The following is an 11,330-nucleotide window of genomic DNA, read 5'->3' on the forward strand; positions in this document are numbered from 1 at the left end:
CGGTGGGGGGTGGTGGGTGGGCGATGCCCTTTTCGAACGCTTACGATCCTCTGCGTGTCCAAACTGACCGACGTGCCCAAACGGATCCTGATCGGCCGGGCGCTGCGCAGCGACAAGCTGGGAGAGACCCTTCTCCCCAAGCGCATCGCACTCCCCGTCTTCGCCTCCGACCCGCTCTCCTCCGTGGCGTACGCACCGGGCGAAGTGCTCCTGGTGCTCTCCATCGCGGGTGTGTCGGCGTACCACTTCAGCCCGTGGATCGCGGTCGCCGTCGTGGTGCTGATGTTCACCGTGGTGGCCTCGTACCGCCAGAACGTCCACGCCTACCCGAGCGGTGGCGGTGACTACGAGGTCGCCAACACCAACCTCGGCCCCAAAGCGGGTCTCACCGTCGCCAGCGCCCTGCTCGTCGACTACGTCCTCACGGTCGCCGTGTCGATCTCGTCGGGCGTCGAGAACCTCGGTTCGGCCATCCCCTTCGTCGTCGAGCACAAGGTGCTGTGCGCGATCGGCATCATCGTGCTCCTGACGCTCATGAACCTGCGCGGCGTGAAGGAGTCCGGCAAGCTCTTCGCCATCCCGACGTACGTCTTCGTGGCCGGCGTCTTCCTCATGATCGCCTGGGGCGCCTACCGCTCCGTCGTCATGGGCGACACCATGCACGCGCCGACCTCGGACTTCGAGATCCAGCCCGAGCACCAGGGCCTCGCCGGCTTCGCCCTCGTCTTCCTCCTGCTGCGCGCCTTCTCCTCCGGCTGCGCGGCGCTCACGGGCGTCGAGGCGATCAGCAACGGTGTGCCGGCCTTCCGCAAGCCCAAGAGCAGGAACGCCGCCTCGACGCTCGCCCTGATGGGCGCCCTGGCCGTCACGATGTTCTGCGGCATCATCGGTCTCGCCATGGCCACCGACGTCAAGATGGCCGAGAACCCCGCGAAGGACCTGCTCCACAACGGCACCGCGGTCGGCGAGGAGTACGTGCAGGACCCGGTGATCTCGCAGGTCGCGGCGGCCGTGTTCGGTGACGGAACGTTCTTCTTCGTCCTGCTCGCGGCGGCCACCGCGCTCGTGCTCTTCCTGGCCGCCAACACGGCGTACAACGGCTTCCCGCTGCTCGGCTCGATCCTCGCGCAGGACCGCTACCTGCCGCGCCAGCTGCACACCCGCGGCGACCGCCTCGCCTTCTCGAACGGCATCGTCCTGCTCGCCGGCGCGGCCATCCTGCTGGTGTGGCTGTACGGTGCCGACTCGACCCGGCTGATCCAGCTCTACATCGTCGGCGTCTTCGTCTCCTTCACGCTCAGCCAGATCGGCATGGTCCGGCACTGGAACCGCCACCTGCGCACCGAGAAGGACCAGGCCGCCCGCCGTCGCATGGTCCGCTCGCGGGCGATCAACACCTTCGGCGCCTTCTTCACGGGCCTGGTGCTCGTCGTCGTACTGGCCACCAAGTTCACGCACGGCGCGTGGGTCGCCCTGCTCGGCATGGTGATCTTCTACGGGACGATGAGCGCCATCCGCAAGCACTACGACCGGGTCGCCGAGGAGATCGCCGCCGACGAGGGCCCGTCGGACGACAGCGTCCGGCCGTCCCGCGTGCACTCCATCGTCCTCGTCTCCAAGGTCCACAAGCCGACGCTGCGGGCGCTCGCCTTCGCCAAGCTGACACGCTCGGACAAGCTGGAGGCGCTGAGCATCAGCGTCGACCCCGCGGAGACGAAGGCGCTCAGGGAGGAGTGGGAGCGGCGCGGCATCAACGTGCCGCTGAAGATCCTCGACTCGCCGTACCGCGAGATCACGCGGCCGATCATCGAGTACGTGAAGGGCCTGCGGCGGGAGAGCCCGCGGGACGCGATCAGCGTCTACATCCCGGAGTACGTGGTCGGCCACTGGTACGAGCACCTGCTGCACAACCAGAGCGCGCTGCGGCTGAAGGGCCGGCTGCTGTTCACGCCGGGGGTGATGGTCACCTCGGTGCCGTACCAGCTGCAGTCCTCGGAGCTCGCGAAGGAGCGGGCGAAGAAGCGCCAGGAGTGGAACGCGCCCGGCGCCGTGCGGCGCGGTCCGGTGGACCGGCGCCCGAGGGAGAACAGCGGCGGCAAGCGCTGACCCCGCGCCCGACTTCGCTGTGGTGAACGGCCGGACGACACCCACGTAGACTGGTGGGCTGAAGTCCGGCCGTACCCCTTTGATCCCTGGAGTCACCCCGTCATGCAGTCAGCACCCAAGGACTCGAAGGACGCGAAGGAAGCGGCGCAGCCGGCCGACCCGGCCGACTCCCTGGTCGGAACCGAGTACGAGGTCGAGGTCGGCCCGGTCGCCCACGGCGGCCACTGCATCGCCCGCACCGACGAGGGCCGGGTGCTGTTCGTACGGCACGCGCTGCCCGGCGAGAAGGTCCTCGCCCGCGTGACGGACGGCGGCGAGAGCTCCCGCTACCTGCGCGCGGACGCCGTCGAGGTCATCGAGGCGTCGAAGGACCGCGTCGAGGCCCCGTGCCCGTTCGCCGGACCCGGCAAGTGCGGCGGCTGCGACTGGCAGCACGCCAAGCCCGGCGCGCAGCGGCGGCTCAAGGGCGAGGTCGTCGCGGAGCAGCTCCTGCGCCTCGCGGGCCTCACGCCGGAGGAGGCGGGCTGGGACGGCACCGTCATGCCGGCGCCCGGCGACAAGCTCCCGCCGGGCGAGGTGCCGGCGTGGCGCACCCGCGTGCAGTACGCCGTCGACGCCGAGGGCCGGGCGGGGCTGCGCAAGCACCGCTCGCACGACGTACAGCCCATCGACCACTGCATGATCGCCGCACCGGGCGTCAGCGAACTCGGCATCGAGCAGCAGGACTGGCCCCAGATGGCGTCGGTCGAGGCGATCGCGGCCACCGGCTCGAACGACCGCCAGGTCGTCCTCACCCCGCGACCGGGCGGCCGCCTGCCGCTGGTGGAGCTCGACAAGCCGGTCTCGGTCCTGCGCGTGGAGGAGAAGGACGGCGGGGTGCACCGGGTGCACGGCCGCGCCTTCGTGCGCGAGCGGGCGGACGGGCGCACGTACCGCGTCGGCATGGGCGGCTTCTGGCAGGTCCACCCGCAGGCCGCGGACACCCTGATGCGCGCCGTCATGCAGGGCCTGCTGCCCCGCAAGGGCGACTCGGCGCTCGACCTCTACTGCGGGGTCGGCCTGTTCGCCGGCGCGATCGCGGACCGGGTGGGCGACCAGGGCGCGGTGCTCGGCATCGAGACGAGCAAGCGCGCGGTGGAGGACGCCCGCCACAACCTCCAGGACTTCGAGCGGGTCCGTATCGAGCAGGGCAAGGTCGAACAGATCCTGCCGCGCACCGGCATCACGAACGTCGACCTGATCGTCCTGGACCCGCCCCGCGCGGGAGCCGGCAAGCAGACGGTCAAGCACCTGACCACCCTGGGCGCCCGCCGCATCGCGTACGTGGCCTGCGACCCGGCGGCCCTGGCCCGCGACCTGGCGTACTTCGCGGACAACGGCTACAAGGTGCGCACGCTGCGGGCGTTCGACCTCTTCCCGATGACGCACCATGTGGAGTGCGTCGCCATCCTCGAACCGGCCACAAAGGGCTCCTGACCTGCGGTTTCGTCGGTGCGCATTATGTGCGGTGTGGGCGTTACGGGCGATATCTTGACGCTAAAATGACGCTCGTGACGCTCAAATGACGCTCGTTCTGACGGGGCGTCACCCAGCTGATCGTGCAGGTCACACTGGCTGGGAGGCGCGCTCCCGAGGGCTGGTTTTGCGGGAACTTGAAGAAAATTCCGCCGGGTTCCGGCGCCGCTGATTGCGGCGGCAGGCGCTGCCGCCGTACTTCGGCGGGCCGGACGTGTGGCGGAGAGGCGCTCAGAAGGTGGGGCCGTAGGGGCTCCAGTGCCTGAGGAAGGGCTTCAGGTCGTCGGGTCGTAGCTCGGGAATGTCGGGCAGCCGGGGCGGTGTGCTCAGTGGGTCGAGGCGCTCCACGCGGGCTGCTGCCCAGTCGATCCAGGCTTCGGTCCTGGTCTGGCCTGGGAGCATGGCCTCGACCCGGGTGCGTACGGCGCTTACGTACTCCGTCAGTCGAGCGGCGTGGCGCCATGTCGCTTCCTGCGCCTCGAAGTGCCTGACGCGGTACGCCTCGGCATACCGGATTCGGGCTTTTTCCATGGCGGCTTCCCAGCGGATGCGCTTCTGGCGTGCCGCTTCGATCTCGTCCAGGCGTCTGCGTTCGGCGGCTTCGCCGCGGAGGGTGACTTCTTGCGCGATCTCGGCGATCTGGTCTTCGAGGGGGCGGCCGGGGGTGTCGGCCCATTCGCTCGCCCGGTGCGGCTGGCCGCCGCTGAGGACGAAGCGGAGACGTTCGGACGGGGTGTAGTCGAAGCGGGGGATCCTGATCCAGGACTTCTTCTTGGCCTCGGCGAGTTCCTTCTCGGTGGCGACGTGCTCAGTCCGGTCCTGTTCCTGGAGGACGAGGAACCCCACAGCCTGGCCCTGTGCGGTGATGGTGAAGTGGGGAGATGCCCTACGACGGCGATGCGACGGGGGCGCGAAGCCGGTCTGTCCTGCCGAACTGGAATGTCCATCGGCCTCGGCAGCGATGATCAGCGCCTGGACGAGCCGGAGGGCACGTCCTTGGACGGGCTTCGTGAGGCCCAGTGGCTGTTGTTCGTTCTGCATGGCCCGGACCACGGTGTGCGGCCGCGTGAGCCGGGAGGGAACGGGGACGGGTTCGAGGACGGCGAGGCGCCAGGCGGGGATGTCGACGAGCTTGATCTCGTACCCGCCCTGGCACCAAGCCCCGTACAGCTCCTTCTTCTCCGGGACCTTTCCGGACCTGCGTGCCGCGGCGATGCGGGATGGCCACTTCTCCAAGTCCGGACCGCTGCCGCTCTTGACGATGCTGCCGCCGGCCTCCGCGAGCTCTTGCAGCAGCTGCTCCGTGAACGTCACCCGAGGCTGTGACGGAGGGCTTGGCCTCCGCCCGGCGGCGGGAGTTTCCTGCGCTCGGGTGGACTGGGGTCGTGGAACGGCGGCCTGGGTCTTCGGCGGGCGTGACCCGCGGGGAGGGTACGCGCCGTGCGCCAGGTAGTGCTGGCCAGCACTCGTCAGGGGACGCTCCACTGCCCGGCCTTCCGGGAAACCGTGACCAAGCCCCGGTTCTGCAGTGCCTGACAGGTGCTCTTGTATGAGCTGGTCTCCCAAACGCCGGCAGGGCACCCGTCTTCCACCCACTGCAGCACCGAGAGTTGCCGCTCATTGACCTGCCGCTCCAATGGCCCGCCCTTCCCGTGATGGGCATTTACGGGGCAGATGCTGTCAGCCTTGGTGGTAATCGGTGGGTGCTTCCCGAGGGATTCGTTCGAAGGAGCGGCCGATGTGGGCTTCCCGTTGAGGTGTCACAGGAAACTCAGGCCATGGTCCCCACGATTTCCTCGACGATTTCCGGGGTGGTATCCGGGTGCAGGAAGGCGAATCGGGCGACGGTCTCGCCCTCCCAGCCGGTCGGGGCGACGAAAGCGGTCTGGCCGGCGAGCAAGCGGGCGGACCATTCCGCGTAGTCCTCGGCGGTCCAGCCGATCCGGCGGAACAGTACGGCGGACAGCTCTGGTTCGCGGATCAGTTCGAGGTAGGGGGTGTTGCGGATGAGCGCGGCGGTGGCGCGGGCCAGAGTGAGGGCCTTCTCTATGGCCTCGCTGTAGGCGCGGGTGCCGTGGACGGCGAGGGAGAACCACAGGGGGAGGCCCCGGGCGCGGCGGCTCAGGTGGTGGGCGTAGTCGCTGGGGTTCCACTGGGTGTCGTCGTCGGTGTGCAGGGCGTCGAGGTAGGAGGCGTCCTGGGTGTGGGCCGCCTTGGCCAGGCGCGGGTCTCGGTAGAGCAGGGCGGCGCAGTCGAAGGGGGCGAACAGCCACTTGTGGGGGTCGATGACCAGGGAGTCGGCGTGCTCGATGCCCCGGTAGCGGTGCCGGACGCTCGGGGCGAGGAGGCCGGCGCCGCCGTACGCGCCGTCGACGTGGAGCCAGAGGTCGAACTCCCGGGCTGCGGAGGCGATTCCGGCGAGGTCGTCGATGATTCCGGCGTTGGTCGTGCCGGCGGTGGCCGCTACGCCGATGACGTCGGACGGGTCGGTGTCGGCGTGAAGGGCGGCACGGAGCGCGGGGCCGGTCAACCGGTGGTCCTCGGTCGGCACCACGAAGGGCTCGGCACCGATGATCCGCAGGGTGTTGCCGATGGAGGAGTGGGCCTGGTCGGACACGGCGAACCGGACGCGGTCGTACGGGCCGAGGCCACGGCGGCGCCGGGCCGTGTCGCGCGCGGTGACCAGGGCGGAGAGGTTCCCGGCCGAACCGCCCGAGACGAAGCAGCCGCCCGCGTCGGCCGGCATTCCGGCGAGGTCCGCGAGCAGGCGCAGGACCTGGTTCTCGGCGGCGATGGGGCCGGAGGCGAGGAGCCAGGAGACGCCCTGGATGGACGAGCACGAGAGGAGCATGTCGAAGAGGGCGGCGGCCTGCGTCGGGGCGGCGGGGACGAAGGAGAGGAAGCGGGGGCTGTCGACCGTGATCGTGGTGGGGGCCAGCTGCTCGGTCCACCGCCGCAGGACCTCCGCCGGATCGTTGCCCTCCGGCCCGATCAGCCCGGCCAGGACCCGCTCGAGCTTGTCCGCCTCGCCCGGGTGGTTGAGCGCGGGTCGGTTCAGGAGTCGGTCGCGCAGCGAGGCGAGGACGAGGTCGGTGAGGGCAGGGTCGTACGTGTGCATGGTGGACTTTCGCGTTGACGATCAGCAGGCCGGGAGACGGGGGCCGGTGGCCAGTGAAACCGGTGCCCACGTCGAGGAGTTCGGTCTGTGTGACAGCTCTGGGCCGTCCGTTTCGTCCGCGCGACCGAATCGGTCCGCGTGACAGGGACGTTGCGGTGTTCCCGTACCAATCCCGGCGGGAGCTCTTGGAGCGGGCAACCAACACCCCGGGCATGTCACGGGACCACGATCACGGGAGGCCCCGCGGACGACGGCGGGAAGTAATCGAAAGGCTGCCCGCATGCGTCACGTCACCCGCCCGACCCTCGGCATCCTCGGCGGGATGGGGCCCCTCGCCACGGCCGACTTCTACCGTCGGCTCGTCGAGCGAACCCCGGCCGGCTCTGACCAGGCGCATCTGCCCGTCGTCATGTGGGCCGATCCCGCCGTCCCGGACCGGACCGCGGCGCTGCTCGGGGACGGGCCGTCTCCTGTCCCCGCCCTCGTGGAGGGCGCCCGCTGGCTCCAGCGCGCGGGAGTGACCTGCATCGCCGTTCCCTGCAATACCGCGCACGCCTACGTCGAGCAGCTGTCCAGGGCGACCGGCGTCGAGGTCCTCGACATGATCAGGACCGCACTCGAGGCGGCGGCCCGCCGCACCCCCGGGCTTGAGCGGATCGGGGTCCTGGCGACCCGGGGTACGCGGCTGACCGGGCTGTACGAGCGAGCCGGCGCCCGGCTCGGGCTCGACGTGGTCCAGGTGCCCGCCTCCGTACAGGAGGAGTACGTCGACGCGGCGATCCGCGCGGTCAAGGGCGGCGCCGACCCCGCCGAGCCCGAGCGCTGGATCGCCACGGCCGCCAAGAGCCTCAAGGAACAGGGTGCCCAAGCGGCGATCGCCGCCTGCACCGAGATCCCGCTGATCAGCGAGGCGGCGGCTCGCGTCCTCCCGCTGGTCGACTCGACCGGCGCCCTTGCCGAAGCTGCCGTCGCCCGCCTGTGGCAGCCCACCGAGCCTGTTCGTACCGTGGTACGAACAGGCTGACGTACCCTCGTCCGCACGCACCACATCGCAGGGCCGCGCACGTCCTAACCTGCGGAGATGATCAGGCACATGTCGACGCACCCCGCCCGGAGCCTCAGCCGGGTGCTTGAGGACTTCGGCCACACCCTCCTGGATCTGTTGTACGGCGACCCCGACGCGGCCGGGGAGATCGGCGGCGTCGGCATCCATGATCCGTACGACGAGCAGCACTACCCGGAGCACGCCATCGTGCTCGGCGTCGGCGTCCACGGTGCGGAGGAGATCGGCCGGCTGCTGCGGGACCTCGCCGCGCTCGGCGCCACCGCACTCGTCGTGCGCGGCCCCGTCGACGACGCCGACGAGCTGGAACCGGTCGTCAACGAGACCGGTGTCGCGCTGCTCGCCCTGACCCGCGGAGCCTCCTGGGCCCAGCTGGCGGCGATGCTGCGTACCCAGCTCGCCGAGGGCGACGTGGGGGAGGGCGAGGAGCAGACCCTCGGCGGGGTGCCGTCCGGGGACCTCTTCGCCCTGGCCAACGCCATCGCCACCCTGCTCGACGCCCCCATCACCATCGAGGACCGCCGTTCCCGCATCCTTGCCTTCTCCGGCCGGCAGGACGAGGCGGACGCCCCCCGGGTGGAGAGCATCCTGGCGCGTCAGGTGCCCGAGCGCTATCTGCGCCTCCACGAGGAGCACGGCGTCTTCAAGGAGCTGTACCGCAGCGAGGGCCTCGTGCACGTCCCCGCGCCGACCGTCGGCGACGAGATGGCGCTGCCGCGTGTGGCGGTGGCGGTCCGGGCCGGTGACGAGTTCCTGGGCTCCGTGTGGGCGGCGCTGCGCAAGCCCCTCACCCCGGAGCGGGAGAAGGCGTTCCTGGAGGCGGCCAAACTCGTGGCCCTCCACATGCTCCGCTTCCGGGCGGGCACCGACGCCGAAAACCGGCTGCGCGCCGATCTCGTCACGACCGCGCTCGAAGGGGGGCCCGGGGCGGTCGAGGCGCTCGGCCGGCTCGGGCTCGTCGACGAACCGACCCTGGTCATGGCTATGGGCCTCGCGCCCGACCGGGACGAGGACCACGCCCACGTGACGGCCGAGCGCCAGCGCCTGGCCTCCGCCCTGGCCGTCCACCTCACCGCCGTACAGCCGCGTTCCGCCGTGGCCCTGCTCGGCGACGTGGCGTACGCGTTCTTCCCGGTGCCGGGCGACACCGCCCACGCCCGCGAACGTGCCCTGCAGGTGGCCTCGAACTTCCTGGCCCGCACAGGCGAACGGGCCGGTGCCGTGATCGGGATCGGCTCGGTCGCCGAGGAGCCCGCCGCGCTCCCGCGCTCACGGGCCAACGCCGACCGGGCACTGCGGGTGCTCTTCACCGGCCGGACCGGGAAGCGCGCCGCCTCGATCGCCGACGTGTACGTCGAGGCCCTGCTGATCGAGATGCGGGACTTGGCCGTGGCCAACCGCGACGAGCTGTCGGGCCCGCTCGCCCGCCTCGTGGCGTACGACGCCAAGCACAACGCCCACCTGGTCGAGACCCTGCGGGCGTGGCTGGACGCCTTCGGCGACGTGATCACCGCCTCCGCGAGTGTGTTCGTCCACCCCAACACCTTCCGCTACCGGATCCGCCGGGTGTCCGAGGTCGGCGAGATCGACCTTCAGGACCCGGCGGCGAGGTTCGCCGCGATGCTGCAGTTGCGCCTGCTGGGACCGGGGCAGACGCAGAACGGCGGCGGGACCGGGGCTCCAGGCCCAGGCCCCACCGCCAGGCTCGACTGACAGCCGCCCTGTTCAGAGACGGACGCCCGGCGGGACGGCCAGGTCCGCGTGGGTGTCGTGGAAGGCGTCCGCGTCCTGGATGGTGCGGACCCAGTCGTAGAACAGTTCCTTGGTGGAGAGGGTCTCGATGTCCCGGCCCGCCAGGCGCCGCAGGCCCCGGTCGTGGGCCTGGCCGGGGGAGTAGGCGGCGTCGTCCACGACCACCACGCGCTTGCCGGCGTGGTGCAGCTGGATCGCCGAGTGCGCGACGCAGATGTCGGTCTCTATGCCGACGAGGACCATGGTCGTACGGCCGGTGGCCTCGATCGCGGCGGCGATGTCGGGGTTGTCCCACACGGCGAAGGCGTTCTTCGGCAGGGTGACCGCCTTGGCCGGCAGTACCTCGCGGATCTCCGGCACGGTGTGGCCGCTGGTGTCGGGGTCCTCCTCAGTGACTACGACCGGGATCCCCAGGCGGTCGGCCACGGACGTGATCCAGGCGATGCGCCGCACCATGTCGTGGAACCGCTGCCGGTCCACGTCGAGCCGCTTGGGCGGGTAGAAATCGGTCTGCACATCGATGATCACCAGGGCGCAGTCGTCGCGGTCGATCAGCGGCATCGTCGTCTCGTCTCCTCGTACGTTCGGTGCACGCCACCCTAGGAACGCCGACCGCCCCCGGAGTCGTCCGCCGGACCAAGCTCCGACCTGCATCTTCGTACCCGCACACGAACCGCTGGGTGTTCTCCGCGCGTACGCTTCCGGCCAAGTTCAAGGAGCCGCATCGAGCCACCCGGAGGACGTGCGTGAAGGCCGACATCGAGCACTGGGCCAGCTGCCTGGCGGCCCTGGCCGCGGACTCCGAGGTACCGGGCGCGAGCCTGGCGTTCTGGCACGACGGCGAGGTGTACGAGTGCGCCACCGGCGTGCTCAACACCACCACCGGGGCGCCGGTGGGCACCGACTCGCTGTTCCAGATCGGATCGGTCACCAAGGTGTGGACCGCGACCCAGCTGATGCTCCTGGCCGAGCAGGGCCGCGTCACCCTGGACACTCCCGTCGCGGAGATCCTGCCGGAGTTCCGGGTGAGCGACCCCCGCGCCACCGCCGCGATCACCCTGCGCCATCTGCTCACCCACACTTCGGGCATCGACGGCGACCTGTTCCTGGACACCGGCCGCGGCGACGACTGCCTGCGCCGCTACGTCGAGGCGTGCGCCGACCTGGAGCAGACGTTCCCGGTCGGGGACTCGCACTCGTACTGCAACTCCGGATTCGTCATCGCCGGCCGGATCATCGAGCAGCTCACTGGCACTGTCTGGGACCAGGCCCTGCGCGAGCAGATCTGCGAGCCGCTGGGACTGACCCACACCTGGACGCTGCCGGAGGACGTCCTGCGCTTCGGCGCCGCCGTCGGCCACGACGAGCGCGGCGCCTTGGTGCCGCGGTGGGGGCTGCCCCGGTCCGTCGGCCCCGCGGGGTTGATCTGCGCGCGCGCCGCTGACGTGGTCGCCTTCGGCCGCGCCCACCTCACCCCTGGAGCGCTCCTCGCCGACCCCGCATTCCTGCGTCAGGCGCAGGTCGAGCTGCCCAATCCGCACTGCGGCGGACGGCAGTGGGGCATCGGCTGGAGCCTGGACGAGTGGGACGGCCACCAGGTCGTCTCCCACACCGGCGACACCATCGGCCAGCACGCCGTTCTCTGGGCCCTGCCCGAACACGGGACCGTCATCGCCGCCCTGATCAACGGCGGCCGGAGCGTCGAGTTCCAGCACCGGCTGGCCACCGAACTCCTCCGAGAGCTGCACGCGATCGACGTACCCGCCCCCATCGCCC

8 protein-coding genes are annotated in these 11,330 nt (G+C 70.7%); 5 read left to right on the forward strand and 3 right to left on the reverse strand.

Translation table 11 applies throughout. From position 1 onward, the window contains the following. Positions 1-54 precede the first annotated feature (54 nt). Together E2E34_RS24385 and E2E34_RS24390 are read left to right on the forward strand one after the other, a co-directional pair. A complete protein-coding gene (locus E2E34_RS24385; protein WP_138904063.1) occupies positions 55-2,106 on the forward strand; it encodes an APC family permease in 2,052 nt (683 codons plus the stop codon). A 102-nt stretch (positions 2,107-2,208) separates the two neighbouring features. Further along, complete coding sequence (locus tag E2E34_RS24390; RefSeq protein ID WP_138904064.1) at positions 2,209-3,582, forward strand: class I SAM-dependent RNA methyltransferase; 1,374 nt, start codon at positions 2,209-2,211, stop codon at positions 3,580-3,582. Between the two features lie 270 nt (positions 3,583-3,852). Here the strand turns inward: E2E34_RS24390 and E2E34_RS36665 are convergent, their stop codons facing one another. Together E2E34_RS36665 and E2E34_RS24400 are read right to left on the reverse strand one after the other, a co-directional pair. Continuing rightward, a complete protein-coding gene (locus tag E2E34_RS36665) occupies positions 3,853-4,935 on the reverse strand; it encodes a hypothetical protein (protein ID WP_244316044.1) in 1,083 nt (360 codons plus the stop codon). A 457-nt stretch (positions 4,936-5,392) separates the two neighbouring features. Then, a complete protein-coding gene (locus tag E2E34_RS24400; RefSeq protein WP_138904065.1) occupies positions 5,393-6,739 on the reverse strand; it encodes a pyridoxal phosphate-dependent decarboxylase family protein in 1,347 nt (448 codons plus the stop codon). A 280-nt stretch (positions 6,740-7,019) separates the two neighbouring features. Between E2E34_RS24400 and cuyB the strand changes: the two genes are divergently transcribed. Beyond that, a complete protein-coding gene (gene cuyB / locus E2E34_RS24405; RefSeq protein ID WP_138904066.1) occupies positions 7,020-7,763 on the forward strand; it encodes a cysteate racemase in 744 nt (247 codons plus the stop codon). Positions 7,764-7,832: 69 nt separating this feature from the next. Further along, entirely contained in the window at positions 7,833-9,515 is a 1,683-nt protein-coding gene (locus E2E34_RS24410; protein ID WP_138904067.1) for a PucR family transcriptional regulator, read from the forward strand. 12 nt (positions 9,516-9,527) lie between these two features. Here E2E34_RS24410 and E2E34_RS24415 read toward each other — a convergent pair whose 3' ends face one another. Continuing rightward, positions 9,528-10,115, reverse strand: a complete 588-nt coding sequence (locus E2E34_RS24415; RefSeq protein WP_138904068.1) for an isochorismatase family protein — start codon at positions 10,113-10,115, stop codon at positions 9,528-9,530. 185 nt (positions 10,116-10,300) lie between these two features. Between E2E34_RS24415 and E2E34_RS24420 the strand changes: the two genes are divergently transcribed. Next, positions 10,301-11,330, forward strand: a 1,030-nt coding sequence (locus tag E2E34_RS24420; protein ID WP_138904069.1) for a serine hydrolase domain-containing protein, incomplete at its 3' end; no start/stop codon positions are given.

Origin of the sequence: Streptomyces albidochromogenes (assembly GCF_005981925.1) — a bacterium.
Lineage (GTDB): Bacteria > Actinomycetota > Actinomycetes > Streptomycetales > Streptomycetaceae > Streptomyces > Streptomyces albidochromogenes.

Bases quoted from the DNA above. Each gene is read 5' to 3' on its own strand.
- E2E34_RS24390 (WP_138904064.1), top strand. From the start codon at position 2,209: ATGCAGTCAGCACCCAAGGACTCGAAGGACGCGAAGGAAGCGGCGCAG.
- E2E34_RS24400 (WP_138904065.1), bottom strand. From the start codon at position 6,739: ATGCACACGTACGACCCTGCCCTCACCGACCTCGTCCTCGCCTCGCTG.
- cuyB (WP_138904066.1), top strand. From the start codon at position 7,020: ATGCGTCACGTCACCCGCCCGACCCTCGGCATCCTCGGCGGGATGGGG.
- E2E34_RS24410 (WP_138904067.1), top strand. From the start codon at position 7,833: ATGTCGACGCACCCCGCCCGGAGCCTCAGCCGGGTGCTTGAGGACTTC.
- E2E34_RS24415 (WP_138904068.1), bottom strand. From the start codon at position 10,115: ATGCCGCTGATCGACCGCGACGACTGCGCCCTGGTGATCATCGATGTG.